The sequence below is a fragment of the Anaerosporobacter faecicola genome, assembly GCF_012070565.1.
GTDB classification, from domain to species: domain Bacteria; phylum Bacillota; class Clostridia; order Lachnospirales; family Lachnospiraceae; genus Anaerosporobacter; species Anaerosporobacter faecicola.
Map to the genome: position 1 here is coordinate 1 of NZ_JAAQRO010000004.1, position 20,358 is coordinate 20,358.

At 34.6% G+C, this 20,358-nt stretch carries 13 protein-coding genes and 2 tRNA genes; 1 reads left to right on the forward strand and 14 read right to left on the reverse strand.

Features of this window, described 5'->3' with window-relative positions:
* Window positions 1–206 precede the first annotated feature (206 nt).
* The 12 genes from HBB17_RS01955 to HBB17_RS02010 all read right to left on the reverse strand — a co-directional run bounded on the left by HBB17_RS01955 (window position 207) and on the right by HBB17_RS02010 (window position 19,151).
* Complete coding sequence (locus HBB17_RS01955) at window positions 207–596, reverse strand: hypothetical protein (RefSeq protein WP_167955298.1); 390 nt, start codon at window positions 594–596, stop codon at window positions 207–209.
* Window positions 597–611: 15 nt separating this feature from the next.
* Window positions 612–1,580, reverse strand: a complete 969-nt coding sequence (locus HBB17_RS20325; RefSeq protein WP_207717314.1) for a hypothetical protein — start codon at window positions 1,578–1,580, stop codon at window positions 612–614.
* A gap of 413 nt (window positions 1,581–1,993) precedes the next feature.
* Window positions 1,994–6,565 (reverse strand): type VII secretion protein EssC, encoded by a 4,572-nt coding sequence (gene essC, locus HBB17_RS01965; RefSeq protein WP_167955299.1) that lies wholly within the window; start codon window positions 6,563–6,565, stop codon window positions 1,994–1,996.
* Window positions 6,566–6,724: 159 nt separating this feature from the next.
* Window positions 6,725–6,976, reverse strand: a complete 252-nt coding sequence (locus HBB17_RS01970; protein ID WP_167955301.1) for an EsaB/YukD family protein — start codon at window positions 6,974–6,976, stop codon at window positions 6,725–6,727.
* Between the two features lie 15 nt (window positions 6,977–6,991).
* Entirely contained in the window at window positions 6,992–8,038 is a 1,047-nt protein-coding gene (locus tag HBB17_RS01975) for an AAA family ATPase (RefSeq protein ID WP_167955303.1), read from the reverse strand.
* A gap of 18 nt (window positions 8,039–8,056) precedes the next feature.
* Window positions 8,057–8,989: an FHA domain-containing protein gene (locus HBB17_RS01980; RefSeq protein WP_167955305.1), complete on the reverse strand. Its 933-nt coding sequence runs from the start codon at window positions 8,987–8,989 to the stop codon at window positions 8,057–8,059.
* Window positions 8,990–9,019: 30 nt separating this feature from the next.
* Complete coding sequence (locus HBB17_RS01985; RefSeq protein WP_167955306.1) at window positions 9,020–10,819, reverse strand: Ig-like domain-containing protein; 1,800 nt, start codon at window positions 10,817–10,819, stop codon at window positions 9,020–9,022.
* A 39-nt stretch (window positions 10,820–10,858) separates the two neighbouring features.
* The gene (locus HBB17_RS01990; protein WP_167955307.1) at window positions 10,859–13,069 is read right to left on the reverse strand and encodes a protein kinase domain-containing protein; all 2,211 of its coding nucleotides are present in this window, start codon (window positions 13,067–13,069) and stop codon (window positions 10,859–10,861) included.
* 510 nt (window positions 13,070–13,579) lie between these two features.
* Window positions 13,580–14,239 (reverse strand): class I SAM-dependent methyltransferase, encoded by a 660-nt coding sequence (locus HBB17_RS01995; protein WP_167955308.1) that lies wholly within the window; start codon window positions 14,237–14,239, stop codon window positions 13,580–13,582.
* A gap of 399 nt (window positions 14,240–14,638) precedes the next feature.
* Complete coding sequence (locus HBB17_RS02000) at window positions 14,639–15,283, reverse strand: 4Fe-4S dicluster domain-containing protein (protein ID WP_167955309.1); 645 nt, start codon at window positions 15,281–15,283, stop codon at window positions 14,639–14,641.
* Between the two features lie 242 nt (window positions 15,284–15,525).
* Window positions 15,526–15,978 carry an 8-oxo-dGTP diphosphatase gene (locus HBB17_RS02005; RefSeq protein WP_167955310.1) on the reverse strand — a complete coding sequence of 151 codons (453 nt, stop codon included), beginning with the start codon at window positions 15,976–15,978 and terminating at the stop codon, window positions 15,526–15,528.
* 299 nt (window positions 15,979–16,277) lie between these two features.
* The gene (locus HBB17_RS02010; protein ID WP_167955311.1) at window positions 16,278–19,151 is read right to left on the reverse strand and encodes an NB-ARC domain-containing protein; all 2,874 of its coding nucleotides are present in this window, start codon (window positions 19,149–19,151) and stop codon (window positions 16,278–16,280) included.
* Between the two features lie 438 nt (window positions 19,152–19,589).
* Between HBB17_RS02010 and HBB17_RS20765 the strand changes: the two genes are divergently transcribed.
* Window positions 19,590–19,823, forward strand: a complete 234-nt coding sequence (locus HBB17_RS20765; RefSeq protein ID WP_408609330.1) for a tyrosine-type recombinase/integrase — start codon at window positions 19,590–19,592, stop codon at window positions 19,821–19,823.
* A gap of 349 nt (window positions 19,824–20,172) precedes the next feature.
* Here the strand turns inward: HBB17_RS20765 and HBB17_RS02020 are convergent.
* A tRNA-Gly gene (locus tag HBB17_RS02020) sits at window positions 20,173–20,244 on the reverse strand.
* Window positions 20,245–20,278: 34 nt separating this feature from the next.
* Window positions 20,279–20,349, reverse strand: a tRNA-Gly gene (locus tag HBB17_RS02025).
* Between the last annotated feature and the right edge of the window lie 9 nt (window positions 20,350–20,358).

The window sequence follows — 20,358 nt, forward strand, 5'->3', positions numbered from 1 at the left end:
ATCAAAGAAAAACTAGGATGGCTTAGTCCTGTTCAATATAGAGTGAAACTACTCGCAGCATAAAAAATGCGTAACAGACGTTAAATCTGTTACGCAATAAAAGTCTAACTTTTTGGGGTCACATCATTCACTTCGTGAACAGACAGCGATTAAAATAGCTTTTTGAGTTAGGGGTTTTGAAGTCCTAAAGTATAACCATAATTAAATTAATTACTCTTCCAAAATAAATTCAGACTCTCTTTTGAAATTTTTTCTACAAGTACATTTTTACATTCAATACAAATTGTCATAATAGACAAATCCATATCAACTTTATAAAAATCAGATTCTTCACTCTCGCTAACAACCATATCCTGTCCATAATAACCTAATTGTGCTTTTTTCATATTCTTAACATTTGAAGTTTTTCTCCAACTAGCATCTGTTTCATATGATACTCTAAAGCATGATAGAAATACTATTTTCCAGCATGTATCATCATCGTTATCTATTATCATTTCTATTTCATCACCAAAATATAAGGACTTTAAATCTAATATTTCCATATCCCAATAATCAGTCCTATCAATTTCTTTTTGTATAATTTCTACATTCATATCTTACTCTCCTTGCTAATTTTTATATGGTATATGCCCCGCTGGGTCTTTTTTAGAAACAATATTTCCGAAAATATCTAATGGATTTTTATTTTCATCAAATATATGAATATGAGTGTAATTGGTTACTTTATCTGGTGGGTCTATACGAACTCTAAAGTTACCATTTTCATCCTTAATATGAATTCTTCCATTATGATTTTGAAAATCCCAGTTATCTGGAATACTATCTTCTAATTCCTTTCGTGTCATATTTGAAATATCTTTTGGTGTCTTATTTAATAAAGCCCCTGTTCCACCCTTACCTGCAATCTCCTCAACTACATCGTCTGCATTCTTTTCCAACTGTGCTGTTATTTCTTCTGATGCTTCTTTCGTAATCTTTTCTGCTGTTTCTTCTACCGATCCTTCTATTGTTTCTTTCAGAACCTTTTCTACTCCTTCTTCCCCTAATTCTTTGGCTAACTTAATTCCTTTCTTTCCGTATTTTCCTGTCTTTGCTATATCTCCTACTAGGGGTATACATGATCCGAGAGAAATTGCTGCATTTAGTTTATCTCCCTCTATACCATATATAGCACCATTGATTGCATCAGCAGGTTCAAATAGTATACCTGCAGCATCCAATAAACCATGAATTATCCCAAGTATTTTATTTTCCGATCCAGCCTTCTTTTCTTCCTGATTTTCGTCTAGACTAAAATACTGGTATATTGCACTAATCTTAACTTCCCTTATTATGTACCACTTATGAATAATCTCAAGAACCGTCATCATCTGCTTTATTACTGATAATTTTTCGTCTAGTTCTTTTTCAATCTCATCTAGTGAATGCCTTATCTCCCCATACTCTATATCAAAGATTGGGAATTGTACTTTTAGATCTCGCAAGTTTTGTCTTAGGGTGAGAATTTGGTAGTATGTCAACTCCATTTGTGATGTAGTTGACAGTAAGCTGTCTGTATTTACTGTATACTCTGCCATTACTCCTCCATAATTATAATTGATATTCTCTCTTTCTTAAAGCTCAATTACTCATACTTCGTATGATTCCTATACTGTCTAATCAAATAACATTAGAAATGCCACGTTTGTAATATAACACAAATATCTTTATAATTGTTGAAATCCTGACAGATGACATCAAATCCTGACAGATGACATCTTTTTCCTTTGTTTTTCAGTTCTTTTTAGAATAGTCTTATCTGGATTTATTAGTTGTAATGTTGTTTTGTAACTTAACCGATTCTTTGAGCGTAGATTCTCATTGATAGAGTTGATGGTATGTAATAACTTCAAAGTTTTATTTTAAAAATACAATCTATCTTTGACTTTCCACATTTTCCGGATAATTTATTGGTTTACACCGGTATGTTCTTGTTTTTAACTTGGTATCCTTACTCCTCCACCAACACCGTTTTCAGCTTAATAATATCATTCTCGCTAAAGTAATATGCTTCTCCTGGCGCTAGATCGTTCTTAAACTGTTTTGCTACATTCATAGGAATATCGAAGATCTTAATATTAGAAATCTGATCGAATACAAGGGCATTCTTCTTCTCTTTTAGCATCTTGAGAATCTCTGGTGCACTGTAAGAAACTGCTCCATTATAGATATTCACCAAAATGAAACCGATCTTTAGTTCTTTTCCGTTCGTAATCAATTCTTTGTATAATGCTGTTACTTCCTTTCGATCCTGCATAACGGATATGATATCTGGGTTACTAATTACGTACAACATATATGGCTCTTCTTTCAGTGCCTCTAGACCCTCGTCTGTAATCTGTTCCTTTCTTTGATCCATGACTTCTTTCGCATTCTCCAGATACTCTTCCACATCATTTGTATCAATGCTGTATCTTTCTGTAATCCCGTACTTCTCGAACTCTTTCAATCCTCGTTTCATATCATCTAGAATATATACCTGCGATGGATAATCGAATATATTCTTTTGTAGATACTGAAACAGAATACGAAGGAAGTTCTTCTTTCCACTTTGTTTACCTCCGAATATAGAGAATACTCCCATACCAAGCAGGTTCAGACTCCATACTTGTATGGTTTCAAAATCCAGGGCAGCTCGGATTTCATATGCACCTTTTCCTGCTTGTGGATAATTGTTCTCTATGTATTCCTCATCTAGTCGTGCTGGGATTTCTGGTAAACATTTTGCTCTCTGGTTCGGATATTGCTTGTTTTGTTCTTCAATGTATGCATTAATCTTCTCAACACGATCAATCTCCTTCTCTCCTTCAAAAGAGAGATAGCACTGTAATTCATACATGATGCGATTGATTTCAATTAAACCACTTCCCACACGGTCTCTTGGTTGCATTCTACATCGATCAAAAAGAGAACCATAGGAACTGGAATCATTACAATATAGCGAAATTCGTTTTGAAAAGTTCGACATGTATTTGTAACCAATTCCTGTTGTCTGCGTTGAGGTTACGACAATTGCTAATCCCAAAGAGACTCCCTCTCTACATAGATACAACATATTTTCATCATATGCAGGTGCAAGCTCACGAAAAGCAGTGAAATTATCAATCATAATAATGATCTGTGGTAACTCATGGTAACCAGCCTCACGATATGCAGAGAAAGAACTGATACCAAGTTTTGCAAAACATTCTTTTCGTTGGCTGATCTCCGTGTTCATCATCTTCATAAAATTCTTTAATTTTTCCTCTTCATTTGGTACGATTACTCCACCTACATGATGTAATTTGCTGAATGTCCGTAGGATAAGAGATGCAAAATCTAAGATGTAGAAGTTCACTTCCGCTGGTGTATACTGCGATGATAGTCCACGAATAATTGTTTGCAATACATTGGTCTTACCATATTGGGAAGCTCCTAATAGGAATAGGTTATTCTGACTGATATTCAAACAATATTCCATCTGTAATTGATGTTGCGGATCATCATACATACCAATCGATGCAAGAATTCCTGCTTCCTCCGTACCAGCTGGTGTCCGATTCTGATAACGAATAACATCTGCTAATGGTGGTAAACATATTCCTGGTAATCTCTTAATCTTCTGCTCCTTACAATACTCTTGTACATACTTAACAATCGCTTCTAATTGGGTCTCCCCACCAGATTCCATCTTCCGAACTTTTTGTTCATATACCTTCGTCTGTTTCCCGTTCAAGTCTAGGGCATAGATGGAAAAAGGCTTCACATTATCAATCTCTTCACTGGATGTAGGTGCTCCGCTATAGGCAGACTGAAACAATTCAAAGATTTCATTATTTCCTACTTGCAGATATGCTCGTCCTGGCTCCTTAATCTCTGCTGCCAAAGGAGAACGAAGGACTTCTTTACTGTCTTCTTTGTTCTGTACCTTAAGACATAATTTGAACTTGGAGTTACTCCAAATCTGGTCATTAACAACACCGGAGGGTTTTTGTGTAGCCAAAATCAAATGAACACCAAGACTTCGTCCAATACGTGCTGTACTGATTAACTCTTTCATGAACTCTGGTTGATCACTCTTTAATTCGGCGAATTCATCCACGATCAGAATCAGATGTGGCAATGGTCTCTCACATTCCCCATTCTTAAACTTCTTAATATACGCATCAATATGGTTCACCCCTGCAAGTGTGAATAATTCCTGACGCTTAATTAATTCTGCTTTAATTGATTGGAGCGATCGATCAATTTCTCTTCCATCGATATTGGTAATTGCACCATTCAAGTGTGGAAGATCCTTAAACTGATTCACCATACCACCACCCTTAAAATCGATGATAACAAATCCTACTTCATACGGATGGAATAAGGTAGCCATGGATAAGATATAGGTTTGCAGTATCTCACTTTTACCAGAACCGGTTGTACCTGCTACCAAACCATGAGGTCCATGATGCTTCTCATTCAGATCAAGATAGACAATCTCGTTCCCCACTCTTACTCCAAGTGGTGCTGCCATCGTCTTATAAATCATAGATTCTCTCCAACGTTTTCCCAGATCTAGATCAATGGCACTATGGATATTCAATAATTTGTACAAGGAGATATTCTTTGTCAACATTCCTTCTAGGCTCACTTCATTTACTTTGACAGGACTTAGTTTCAGTGCAATTTCTTCTGCTGTTTTGTAATCAATGCTATCATATACCAGTGCTTGTACATGTCGTCGATCTTCACTATCTACAACTTCTGCTTCCCGCTCTGTCAACAACCTCACAATCTCTTTACAGCCTGCTGGCAGCATCTCCTCATGCTCACTACAGAACACAAATGTAACACCACAGTTCATCTTTTCTTCTACGAAACGCATGATGGGATGGCACTTTATCTTCTCTAAATCCCACACGAATACAACAAAATGTGGAAGGTAGCCCTTTTCTTTCTCTTTTTCTTCCTCTCGTTTTGACATCTCCGAATACAGATACTCCAGGTAAGCATTCTTTTCATCTTCTTTGTATAGAATTCCTCGAAAACCAATATCCTCATTCCAAACGTTCTGTAACCAGCGAAGCCAACTTAATTCCGCTTTCATGGAATCCTCAATCAGATATGCAATCTTAACATCTTTATAGAGATGTCGTACCGCAAGATCCACCGTAATTGTCCGTACGAATGCGTTACACGTATCTTTCTTCCCAACCATCCCGATTGCGATTGTTGATTTCCAGTTCGAGACAATTGGTACCGATTCAATAAAACGATACTTTTCCTTGATTTCCTCCGGAATCAGGGCAAGTTCATCCTCTGTATTCCTGAATTCCTGCGGTTGGTAATCAACTTGACATCGGGATTCAATGGTTCCTGTCCCATACCGTACTACCATATAATCCTCATCTTCTAAACTTCGCTCAAACATTCTACAATCAAAGTCTCTGACGAATTGAATTTCATCCATTAACGCCGTATATTTTTCTTCCATACAATCCTTCTCTAAGGTCCGCATCTCCTGTATATACGCTTCTTTTTCTGCTATGTATTGTTTATATCCATCAACCCGTTTCTTCTCCTCTTTTCGAAATCTTTTTCGGTCGGAGAAGAAATTCACAAGGGTAATAATCGTACTCATACTCATCATGGCAATACTATAGTATACAAAGGACCCACCACTTCCCATTATTCCACGAAATACAACTACCAAAACCAAGCTAATCAACAGCGGTATAATGGTCATTAATAATCCACGTTTTGGTTTTTCCTTCTTGGCCTGTGGATCTAGTACTGGGATGGATTCTTCCGGAATCTTAACCTGCAGTCTGGTCGAACGATTAAAGTAAGGATAGATAAATGCATTATTGGTTTCTTGTATCGGTATAGGCGTTAATTTTCGAATCTCCATCGTATCATAACGATGGGTATATAAAAAACCTTTCGCATAATAAAAATGAAACCCCGCTAGCGTTATAAAATCATAGGATCGTAGCCAAACGGAGTTTTCAATCTTTTTCCCATTATGCATAATTCCATATTCGGTATGATTTAGTACCAACTGTAAGGAGTTATCTGCCATTCGTTTGATCATAAAAGAGTCTTTTCCTACAAGAGAATCATTTATGAAGATGTCACAGTCCTCTTCTCCTCCAATCTTAATCTGTCGTCTCTCACGGATGTCAATTTTACAATTGTATTCTGTCACCAAACGATCAAAATTGTAGTAGAAACCGATTCGAAAGATACAAAACGTTTGATCAGGATAGCGCACCTCTATCTCATCGCCATTCTCTAAGTTGAGAATACTGTACTTCATAATTTGGTCTTTTGTGAAGTATACCGAATTATTACTAATAATCTGCCAAGAACCTTGCATATTCTGAACTTCAATATCAATGTCCATAAAGAATTTGTCTTTATTTAATCGCAAGGTACAATCCTTCGTCGTTCCAATACGGACAATTTCCTTTTGTTCTTCTGTCAATTCAATTTCCTGATAGAGCTGTTTATTAAATAATATTATCTTATAACCACAATTTGTCATTCTAATCCCCATTCTAAATCCTGCTTCCTTAAAACTACTGATGTACCAATTGATCCGTTGCTTGCAATTCGCCACTTTGCGATACTTCTCATGTTTAACGGGTCAACACGTCATTTTCACTTATGTGCAAACACAATGTGAAATGACCTTTTGACCCTTGCATTGTCATATCTATCTTGTAAAATGTATGATTGAGCCATGATGTAATCCATACTCGCGAATACAGCGATTTCCCTTCAGTAATGCAATTGGATTTTCTGTTTGCAAGTAGCATTGTGATAGATCACTACAATCCACCCCCAAGGAAAATGCTTGATTTAGTCCCACGATCAACTCATTTGCCGTTAATTCAGCTGGAACTAGTATATCGAAGCTCTTATTCTGTTTTATCAGCTTTAATTGCATAATAATCTGTTGTTCCATACTTTCCTCTCTGTTTTATATCAAATAATAGGCAATCTTCTGCAACCCACTATCCATATATACATTTCTTGTTTTACTCCAATCACCTGCATCCTCTTCTTTTGGTATGTATTCTAATACATCGTATTTCTTCTCTCTCCAATGATTTACAAGATAATTTTCTTTTCCCTTTTGATATGCATTGCATATGATTTTAAATTTATCTTTCTTCGTGTAATCAATATTGGTTAAGAATCGTTCCAATTTATACACAGAAAGTGCATCTTGATTGGTTATAATCAAAACCTGGTCTGCCATTCCCATATACACAACATTATCCAACAGAAATTCGGAAGACAGTTCCACTAATATATAATCATAAATTTCCAGTTGCCTCACCTTCTCAAGTAGCTTTTTATAAGAATGGAAGGTAATATTCAAGGCAATGGTTGACTGTTCAAATGGTGGAAGATAATCAAAATCATCTTCCCGTACCACATTGCGAAACTTCTCAATTAAACTCTCGGATTGCTGGATCATTGCCAACTCAAATTCCTTCCCAGCATAGCTTTGATCCTGTACATAGTATCCAAAATCCTGTACAGATTCCACATTGATATACAGAACCCTTTTATTCAAGGCTGCCAAAGCCCTTGCAGTTTCCGTTGACAGATAGGTTTTCCCACATCCACCAATTGGCGAATAGAGCATAATCAACTTACCTTTATGAGAATCCCCTGTGTTTAATTTATCAAGTCCCGTCATACTTGCTATCTTAGTGTAGATCTGTCCTATACTAGAATATTTATAAATAAAAATTCGTTTAGCAAGGTAACTTTCCTCACTCCGATTCTGTTCAATCAACAAGAAATAATCTCTGATCGCCATTCGTTCAAAGCGCATATCATAGAGGTTTTCGCTAATTACAAGGATCTTAATCTCATGTGGCTTCTCCAAGTACTGGTTCATGTAGTCCATATCCGTTATTATCTCGATATCTACCGCATCTCCTAATACTTCCACAAATTTCATAACCAAATGGATTATGTATTCCTCGTCCATATCTACAAATAATATATTCATTCGACTCATTACGCATCCCTACTTATCTTCCATAAAATAAAATACTAAATCTGATATCGTTATTTGATCACCTTTTTGTATCTTCATAGGAACATTAGGAGAACATGTAATCCCATTTACCAAAGTTCCATTGGCACTTCCCAGATCAACGATTGCATATGTATCCTCTGTACACACAATTTTACAATGTACTCGGCTGACGGTTGGGTGCCCTGCAATTACACCATCTACTACACTTTCTTTCTTGCCAATTACAAACTCTCTTTTTGTAATTGGTATGGAAAATTCTTTTATCGTATTCTTAAGAGCTAATTTCATCTTGTTTGGCATAGTGGCCTGATTCAAAAGTTTCTTTTGTCTTTCTATCTCTCGATTTCTATACTCTACAGAAATGCTTTCATAATAGCCATTGGTTAATCGAATTAATAATTCTTCTAGGGATAACGTATTACTGTCAAGGTCACGTACAAGTTCTTGAATTCCCTCATCCATTTCATCGTTGTAATACGTTGTAGTGGAGCGGATAAAATTAAAAATCTCTCCATCAACTAATTCCTTCTTATCCTCCTTGGTTTGTACAGGAAGATAGATCATGGATATCCTTATTGGTTCTAATCGGATATACATTCTGTCAATTGTAAGATCCAGATGATTTCCTTTTAAAAAACCATTGTTCTTTACTTTACGGTAAATCTCAATAATCTGTGCAAGCAGCAAATAGTATGTCTCTGTTGATAACCCAGGTAAAACTCCACTTATAATCTGCAACTGTTGTACATTGTAGATTAATTGTAACTGACCATTACATGTTACTTTCGAGCACTGTAATAGGTTGGTTTCTTTTTGGCTGCTTAATACTTTATATTCTATTGTTGAAAACCATTCCTTCTCAGGAATGGTATACCGTATATAGGCATCCGACTTTTTAACGATCCATTTTTCGTTCTCCATAATCAATCTTCATCCTCTTTCACCTTTCTCTTATTCACTAACATAAACCGTACACATTGCGGTCTTTCCATTCTTTGATTTCACAATGATCGTTGCATATCCTGCTTTATTACAAGTAATCTTTCCATTTGATACCGTTACAACTGAGGTATCTGAACTTGTCCAAGTAAGCCCAGATTGATCCGCATTGGAAGGGGACACCGTTATTGCCAGCATTTTTGTATCTCCCACTTTTAGACTTATGGAGCTATCCATTGTAATAGAGGTAATCTCTGGTTTTTTCTCTTCCGATGCTGTTTTTGCTTTTACTTTTATGGTACAAGTAGCTTTCTTACTTCCTGCTTTTGCAGTAATTACGCAGGTCCCCTTTGCTTTCGCAGTAACAATACCACCATTACTAACCGTAGCAATTTTCTTGTTAGAAGTGGTAAAACTAAGGGATTTTTTTAGGGCGCTTGGTTTTACTGTTGCACGCAATGTAAGCGTATCACCTACCGTAAGGGTTGCGCTTGCTTTACTCAACGTTACAGAAGTTACGGTTAATTTCTTTACTTTAAGCTTATAGGTTGCTTTCTTTTTCCCTGCAGTGGCTGTTATAGTACAGCTTCCTGCTTTCTTTGCAGTAATCGTTCCTTTGCTGCTTATTGTGGCAATGGCTTTATTCGAACTCTTCCAGCTAACCGTTTTATGAGTAGCATCCGATGGTGAAACTTTTGCAGCTAATTTTAACGTTTGTCCAACGTATAGTGTTTTTGACCCTGTTGTAATCTTTACTTTAGATACGGCTATTTCTTTTACCGTGATCTTTACTTTCTTTTTTATCCTTGAGTCTTTTCCTGTTATGGTGATCGTTGCCGTTCCTTTTGCTTTTGCTGTTAATTTTCCTTTGCTAGATACGGTTACTATTTTCTTATTAGACGATTTATACGTTAACGTTTCTGTTGCATTGGAAGGTGTCATTGTTACTGCCAGTTTATATGTCTTTCCAACATACATGGTCTTTTTAGCAACCGTATCCATCGATTGCATTGCGACATAATTACCTGTAGAGATACTATATTTTTCACAGATATCATTGCTTATTTTTTCACTTCCAGAGACTACAATTATATAGACTCCTGATGGTACACTTTGATCATAATCAAAGGTATACCGATTAAATCCTGCAGTACCTGTAACACTGACAAAATCTTCTGAAGGCTTGATGATTCCCACTGATACAGAGGAATCAGAATAGCAATTTACAGAGAACTTTAGATTTTCTCCACTTTCTACATAAACTTTGAAATAATCTTTTGCGTTATCAACGGTAATATAGTTGTAAAAAAATGCATTATTTTTTATTCCATATGCCTTTTCGATACTATGGTTTTTTTCTACAGGACAGTTTAAGGAAGTAAAACTCGTCTTGATTGTATAATTACCATTTGCTGTTGTATCCCCACCTACCACATGAAGATGGTACGTAATTGAATCCACGTATACGTTAAATGTAATAGTAGCGTATCCCGTATTCGAGTTATACGTTGCTGTCTTCTTGCAATAAACAGTTGTATTCGTTGGGTCTAGAATCTCCACTGTAACCCCTTTGGTGATTTTTGCCTTAATCGTTATGGTCAACTTTCCTGTTTCACTTGGTGTAAAAGAGAAATACTCTTCTTCCCCTTTACTTAACTTGGAACTTACCGTCTTTCCCATCTTGATGGTGGTGGTACCGGATGCTTTGCTTTGTTGGACAACATGAATTCCCCCCCACAAACAGCAAATGACTGCTAGTAAACAAAGGCGTATTCTATTCTTTATTACTTTGTTTTTATTAAATGTCTTCATGATAATTGCTTTCCTTTCATAAGTCTAGTGATCCATTCCTTATTCAATTACTGTACAATTTGGCAACTTCTTTTTCAGCTTCTTAATTTGCTCACTACTTACAGACGTTCCCTGTACATTAACAATTGTTAACTGTTCTAATTCATATAGACAAGAAATGTCTTTTACCTTTGTATTAGAGATATCCAAAACTTGCAACTCTTTATAATTTTTAAGAATATCAATGTTCTTAAGCTTTGAATTTCCATTCAATCGTAGTTCCCTTAAAGCAGTTAATTTGTTTAATGCTTTTATATCAGCCACTTCATTATTGGTTAAGATCAATGTATTAAGTGTTTTGAGCGCCCCCAATGTTGTAATATCTTTAATCTTATTATCTTGTAAATTAAGTACTTCTAGATTGGTTAAATGGTCTAATCCATCCAGTTTATTGATCTTATTCCCTTCTAAGTTTAAGTAAGTCAATCGTACCGCCTTACTTAATCCTTTCGTGTTCGTTAATTTATTGTTCATAAGTGTCAAACTTGTAACCTGTTCTAATTTCTCTATGGCTTCATAATCTGTATATCCCTTATCGTTCTTCTCAACAATGTATTCTTTCTCTTGATTATTTTCTTCCTCTGTTTTCTCTGTATCTGTTTTTCCGTCTTCTACATTTGCTTTTTCTTCTGCACTTTCATCTTCTACATCCACTGTAGCGGGAGAGTTAGAACCTTCCTGGTTGTTCTTATCAATATTGCTAGGGGGCGTATCTTTCTCTTCCTCTGGTGCTAATTCCTGGTCGGAGTCATCCTCGCCCTTTAATATATTCATAATGCTGTCTAATGAATTATCCCCATCTACTGCTACCTGTTCTCCCTGATTCGGATTCTCCACTTCCTTAGAATTCTTGTAATTAACAAGGAATATGATTACAGCAACTAAAATCAAGCTAACTGCTCCCGTTGTAAAAAATATAATTTTCCCTTTATTCCTCTTACTTGGATTCTTCTTATCTGCTACTGGTTTTGCTTCTACTTGTGGCATATCATCTACTACATTTGGTGATGACAAGATTACCGTTGCCTCATCCTCCTCATCATCTACATACTCATTAACAGGAGGATTAATCATTAATGTTGACTCCAAGTCTGGTGTAGGTTCAAACATTGTCAATTCTTCTTCCTTCTCCTGTCTATATAAGATGGATGTAGCATCTGTCTTCATACCTTCTGTCTTATTCGTATCGTTCGACTTGTTCATAGCATCTGTCTTATTCATTCCATTCGCCTTGTTCATAGCATTTGTCTTATTCATACCATTTCCACTATCTAGAATGAGCCTGTCGTCAACACCAGACAACAGCATTAATGCTTCTAACATCTCCTCTGCATTCCCATAGCGTTCTTCCTGGTTATAAGCACACGCTTTCTTCACGATCTGCACAAATTCTGCAGTTCCATATAAAGGATCTGGAAATTCCTCACCTGCAAAGCGTTTCTTTAATGCTTCCTGTTTTTCCCCATAGCGCTGAATCACACTACTTGGATCAGTAAATGGTACATGTTTTTTATTGAGAAAATAATATAGTACCATTCCTAACGAATAGATATCTGCTCTTTCATCATATGGATTTCCCATATAAACTTCTGGTGCCATATAGCTATACGTCCCCTTAATCGACAACCCAGATTCCATTCCTTCTAACTGTCTCGCAATTCCAAAATCGCCTAATTTGAAATCACCGTCATCTGAGACAAATATATTCGCTGGTTTGATATCTCGATGAATGATATTCCTTCTTTGACAGATTTGCAACGCTTTGCATACATCTTTTGCAAGCGTAAGTAGCATACGAGTAGATACATTGTTCTGTGCAATATAGTCGTTCAGACAAGTTAACAACTCCATTCGTATCAATATGTAATAACCAACACCATTCTCTTTCGGAATAATCTTATGGTCTTCAAAACTTACAATATTGGTTTTGCCCTTTAATTCCTCCATAATCTGAATTTCTTTATAAAGAATCTCAGCAACTTCTCGAAAATACTGGGTGGCTGTATCCTGATTCGTATTTTCATATAGGATTTCCTTCGCTTCTGCCTCAGTTTTTGGTAAAGAGATAATCTTCAACGCACTGTAGTACTTCTGTCCAAACTCTTCCTTACGAATCTTATATACGTACCCGAAACTTCCTTCTCCAATTAGTGAATCGATGTACCATGATTCCCAAAATGGCTCTAATACATGTGGATCAAAATTATTCATTTTCTTTCTCCCTTTTACATCTTTATCCTAATCTAGCAGGTCCGATTCCCGTCCCCCTACCTGTTATACGCATATTTTCGCTAAATTACATTCGCAGATTGTTCCATTAATATACTAACTTTTATTATAATTACTAGTATATAGGTATTTTTTCTTATTTCCAATTATTTTCACCATTTGTCATCTTATTTCAATTTATCTAAAAACAACGGTAGATACAAATTTCGAGCCCTTTGTAATTTATAATTCAATATTTAATTATTCTAGTTCTATTACCGTTGCTGTTTGGATAATTATTAAAATACATAAAAAGCCCCAATTTCTATATAGAAAAGTTAGATCTTCAAAAATAATACGATCTTTCTATACTAGAAATTAGAGCCTATATTTTATATTGAAATTCTTATGTTGTTACTCGATTTCTTCCATCTCATGCTCTTCTACAACGATAGATGTTGAATCAAGTTTTAGTGTATGAAATGCTGATGTACCAAGCACAGCTAATACATCCTATCTACTATCTATATTCGTTAAATCCTCTTTCCGCTTTCTTGCAACTACCCGAAAGATATGCCAGTGCTTTGGTATTCTCTCTCCATTCTTACCACAACAAAAACCCTCATATTCTGATTCTTGGAATTCCAAGATATAAAAAGTTTGAAACAACTCATAAACCTGCTCTTTTGTAAAAAATGTAAGTTCCGTTCCCATTTCATTTGTCCAACCATCTCGGTTTCCAAAAAAGATTCCCGAAAAGATTCCATTGCCTTCAAGACTATTCACTATTCTCTCCCACATAGAAGCAAATGATTGTGGTAAGCAAAAAGGTAAACTATAATTGGCTATCACACAATTTACCCCACTTGGTAACTCTAACTCTTCAAAATGCATTCTCACAATCTCTAATCGTTCCCTAACATTTTGAGCTAACATACTTTTTCTATTCTCAATAAACTCTACCTGAAGATCAATTGCTAAAACATGCCACCCCTGTGCTAAAAAGAAGAATGTATCCGTTCCACTACCACAACCTAAATCAACAACCAATCCTTCATTTTCCTTGCAATATTCCAAAGCTGTGACCGCAACATCACTTGGCGGCCTCTTATAAGTCTCTTTAAAGTAAGCATCCCATTTTTCCTCTTGTTTCTTATTAATTTCCTGCTGCATAACGACTTCCCTCACTTTATTCTATTCCTGCTCTTTATTTGCCACCTGCCCTTTATTTGCTACCTGGTCTTTACTTCTCCACTCATTTATTCTTCTAACCTCTCACACGTAAATCCCTAGTTTTCGGTTTATGTCTCATAGAAAAATAAAATATTTCTCCACTCTTATTATCCCCATAAAGAAATTCACAATTGAATTCTCCTTATAATCTTCTGATATATTTAAATAATTATACTACTCTACTTAGTTAAGTCAACTTCAAATGAATAGTAACCAATTGTTCGATTATCCAATCTTTCTTCAACCAGATAGTCTCTATGAAAGAACAATATAGGAGCATTACTTTTATGGAATATGTATGCTTTCGTATAGAAAAAGCTAGTATCCTCTTACGTGATACTAGCTTCTTGCATATCTTATTGAATATCTACATTTGGCAAGACATTTCAGACATGTTTCGCATTGATATACATTAACAATTTTATCCCTGCTTACACCTACATTCCAGGTTATTCCGTGTAAAACCTGTGCAGGACATACTTTAACACATAAATTGCAATCCCCACACTTCGGCATCATTATTTCTTTTTTATCTGTTTTTAAAGGTAAATCAGTAAGTATAGAACACATGCATAATGCAGACCCATATCTTTCTGTAATAAGTAAATTATTCTTACCAATCCACCCAATTCCTGATAAGATCGCTATTTTTTTATGAGGTAAATAAGAAGTTTTAGTCGCTACATCAAACTCTTTCCTTTCTCCGATTCCATTTTCCGATTGTGCAATCGCTCTATATCCGTCACTGACTATATCTCCTGCAAGTTTTTCAGCCAATGCATCAACATTATGTTCTGTTTTATGAAAAATAGTGTCATCTGTATCACCATGAACAAATTTATTGATATATTCCTTTGGTAAAGATTTTGCTATCAAAATTGCCGTCGGATATCCTCTATTTTCCTTATTTGTCAACGAAGTAATATTAACAGCTTCAAAAAGATCTAAATCATTTTCTTTCTTCCATGTTAATAAATCTAACATTCGTACTCTCATCTCCTTAAATATTACTGGGCACCTCTATATTTGCATTTTCCCATATTTCCAGAGTTTTGTCCTTTTTGATTCTATTTTAACAGTAACTCGCTAAATCTTCAATCCTCGCATTTTTCATTTTCCTTCTAAGGTTTTTTAAGAGAAAAAATTATTAACACAAATCTCAAAATCTTATAAAAAGCAAGAAACGTTAGTAAACAAGAAACGAGAATACTATATAATAACTAACATTATCTCTTGATAAATTTTGGAACAAATCCATCTCTATACCCACAATAACACTCAGAATACGATTCTGACAGTAACATTTTTAAGTATATCTCCATATTGGGCGCAAGTTTCATTCTATTCAAATCCTCCAAGTCAATCCAAAAGACCTTCCCTTCAGACGTTTCATTTATACAGTTACCACTATACTCTGATGTCTTGTAGAAATATGTAAAATATTTATCACCATTCACATTATCCCAGTAAATAAATCCACAAAATTTTAGGTTAACAATATCATATCCTGTTTCTTCTTTTATTTCACGAATAGCACTATCATATATACTCTCTCCATCTTCAACATGCCCCCCAGGAAAAGCAATACCTGGATACGACTTTATTCGTTCTTGCACTAACACTTTTCCACTATCTACATTATGAACCATAACCATGTTTGTTAATGTTACTGTACTCATCAAGTTCTCCTTGTAATCAACAGATTTTTTACATAATTATACTCCCTGGTTTATATAAGTCAATCTAAAAATATATTAACTTAATTGTATTAGATATAAATCAGCAAAAAATTATTATTCGTCTGAGAGCACAAGACAGTGCACAAGGTCCAGTGGACCTTGGCCCTACGCTGACCGTATCAGAGCAGTAACCTTCGAGTCCAAGATTGGACTCGAAAAGAACTCTCCTCTCTAAAACCGCTTAGAAAGGAGAGTTCCAACACATCTAAATCTTAGGTACTCAACTAAGTACTCACGTATTATTGAAGTAAACTAAACTCTATTTTATTATCACTTGCTAATCTACATATCTTCAAATGCATAATATCTCCTACCTCAATCTCACTATAAATACATGGACTAAAATGATTGAATTTAGATATATGTAGTAGACCACTTGTAGCCTCATCTAATCTGACAAATGCTCCATAATTTTCCACATGCTCTATTACCCCTTCTACAATGTCTCCAATTTTATGTTCTCTTTTGCATACTCTAAATTTCATTATATTACTATTTATCTTATCAAATTCTTCATATATCTTTTTTAATCCATTATAATACTGTTTATTTAAATTATCTAAAGCAAATTGTGTTAAATTCAACCCCCCTTCTTCATACTCTTTGCTACTCTTTGCTAAAATTAAATATATTTTTATCACCTGAACTAAAGCCACCTCTAAATTGTGTTTTACAATAGGCTTGGCCTTATTATCATTAAGAATATCCTTCTGAGCAATAATTTTCTTTCCATATTCATTTATTAAGCTTTTCATATCTTTAAGTATAGAACCATACTCAGAAGAGTATGATATCTTATCAAACGAATGTTGTAGTATCTCTTCATTTATATCACTATGTCTACTAATTAAATTTTCAGCTTTATACGCAACATTAAGGTATTGCAGCTCAGTATTCATGCATCTATTTTTTTTCAAGTAATCTTCCAATATTTCCGATGCATTTTCTTTTTCACCCTCTGCCCATAATGTTTGTGCATACAGTCTACAAATATCTGGGTCATTTGTAAAGAATTTATAATAATCCCGAAATACTTTTATTGCAAACTGATTTGATAATAGAGAAATCTGAAAATAGCTTACTAAATTAGTTAGTGCTTTCTTTTTTATCTCAATCGGTATATCTGGTGTGTTTAATATATTACGATATGTATCTTCAACTTCGAATCTATTACCCGTTTGTCTTAATTTATTAGCTTCATCTAATCTTGCTTGATTAATAGATTTTGTTACTGCTTGAGCTCCTCCAATTTTTTTTAACTCTTGCTTTAATCTATCTTTAAATTTCTGATCTCTTTTGTCATATTCGTCTGCCATAATATTTACTATTTCATGTGAATATACTCTAAAACTATTTATTTGGTACTGTTCGGTTATCTTTAATTTCATTAACTCGATAAGACTTTCATCAAATTCATTTTCTGTATCAAAATATTTTTTGGCTACAAATTTGAGAACATCTATAGTAAATATTAGATGCTCCTTATCAACTAACATTGGTATGATACAAAATAGGGTTTGTGCTTTAGGAGTTAAATAACTGTACACTCTTCCATATAAAAACTCTTTAGCTTCAGCACTACTACTTATAGTCTTCCACCTATCCCCTTCAAGTCCATCTTGAGCAAATAAATGTCCAAATTGAAAGAGGAATATTGGTCTTCCATCTGTGGCATTATGAATAATATTGATAATATCAGAATTATCACGGAGCTTTCTAAATAACTTAAGATGAGTTGGATACAGATTCGAAATTACTTTCTCTAAAAAATCCATCATTATAGTCTCATTTAACTCATTTATTACCAATTCCTGCCCAATAATAATCTTGCTTCTTGTAGTAAAAATAACTCTATGAACATGAGCATCTAACTGCGTAATCAACTTTTCCAACTTTTCTATTTCTTTCTTATCTATTGTCTCTAAATCATCAATTATTATTAGAATACGTCCTTTATAACTGATTAAATAATCTATTATCTCCTGTGTTTCATTTTGAGAGTCTTTTATCTCATAATTTATTGTTCGACCAATACTAGTAATAATTTCTGCAAATGTTTTTACACTATATTCATTATTTTGCTCTATCTCTTCTATAGTACCAGTTGCTGTATTATACTCTCTATCCTTTGCGCTTAAAAAGACTATATAATCAAAAATATGCTCACTAGCATTAAACAATTCATTACATATTTTTTGAATACATGCTGTTTTTCCAATCCCCCCATGTCCCCATATAGTTCCGCTGACAATGGACTTATTCTCTAAAATGAACTTTTTAACATTATTTTTTATTTCACTAAAACCAGGTTCGATATAATCATCATAATTATTGTCGAATTTATTCATTATAGTTTTATTTGAACTTATTACCCTAACATCAGAATCACTTGTATAAATACATGCTAATTCTTCAAAATTCATTTCATATGTCCCAGTAGATAAAATTTGGTTGAACAAACTTTTTCCACTTAGTTTTTCTTCTAGTTTACGAAATATATATTTATTTTCACCACCATCTGTTAAATGAATAAATGGTGAAAGTTTGATATATTGTTGTTCATTACTATCATATGCATATATCCTATCTTTCTCAAACATAAAAATTTCTTTACTACATGACCATAAAGAAGGCATTCCATCAATAGGATTGTATCTTTCACCTTTGTAAATATTATCAGATACTCCTTTAACATAAATAATATTCCAATCTGTCGCTAATACTTTTATGTTTTTTACCATAACATTGTAAATGTCATCCAATTTATCAATAAATTCATCTATATTATCAGTATGTACATAACCATGTCCTACTTTTTCATTTCTTATACTTGGATATTCATTAATTACCTTGCTAGTTTTCTTATTAAATATTTCTTTTTCTGTATCAAGTTCTCTTACTATTGATACTATATCTCCAATTTGAAGTTTACTCAGCTTTGTTACAATTTCCGATTTGTTATCCATAACTAGATTATCAAAATTCTTGTTCCACAAATATCCGAGTATAAAAATAAATAAATATTCAACTCTTTCTCTTGCAATAGTAAACTCATTTAATGTATCATCCTCAACCTCTAATCTACGATTAATTCTGTTTAATATAAAATCCACTCTGACTATCTCCCTCCACATTCATTTTATCTTTTTAGTTTTATTTATTCCTTTTATAATATTAGCACAAATATTATAACTTGTTAAGGGTAGTATTTACACTTCTTTACCATGTGTACACATCTAAATAAACATAATTACGGTTAGACGACAGATATCTTTCTATCTTCGTCTAAACGGTTAATTATGCTTATCTTTTTGCTCTAAATTTCAGATAAGTGATTTTAAATTATGACATATTGTAATTGTAAAAGATAAAATGGAGAAACAAATCCTTAGTGCGACAATTCTAAAAATAAACAATATAAAACAACTTAGGTGCAAAGCTCCCAGGTAAATATGAAAAGAAAGGACAAACCATAAGCCTCGTTCAAGGATCTATGATTATGCAAGACCTGCTCCGTCCACATAATTGATAACTGTATTCGTACACAGTGCATATGTGCAGGCATTCCGGTCAAGTCAGCTCACGATATACGAAGAACTGTAGCTTCAGAAATGAATGTAAAAGGAGTTCCCCTTGAAATCATACGAGGATACCTTGGACACAGTGATATCAAAACAACTCAAGGATATATCATAAATAATCGTGAAAAACAGGAGACAAATCACCTCATCATTCATGCTCTTTCTGATATGAATGATACCTACGTACTCAAAGGGACTCATTAGTTTAAAACAAAAGTTTTTTAAAATATTAATTTTATGATAATTCTAATGATAAATATCACGCGCGAGACGGCGCTCGAGGTCCAGTGGACCTCGGCTCAGCGCGGACCGAAACGGAGTGTAGACATTCGAACCTTCGAGTCCAGGATTGGACTCGAAAAAACCAAAAGAGGATATCCTTTTGGATATCCTCTTTTGGTTTTTGAAATCGCGAGACGGCGCACAAGGTCCAGTGGACCTTGGCTCTGCGCGGACCGAAACGGAGTGTAGACATTCGAACCTTCGAGTCCAGGATTGGACTCGAAAAAAGAAGAAGATATCCTGAAAGGATATCCTCTTCTTTTTCATTGAGAGCGCGAGACGGGATTCGAACCCGCGACCCTCGCCTTGGCAAGGCGATACTCCACCACTGAGCCACTCGCGCATATGAAGTTGTTTACATTCATCATTTTGATGAAAGCGGGTGATGGGAATCGAACCCACGTATCTAGCTTGGAAGGCTAGTGTTCTACCATTGAACTACACCCGCATATTTTGT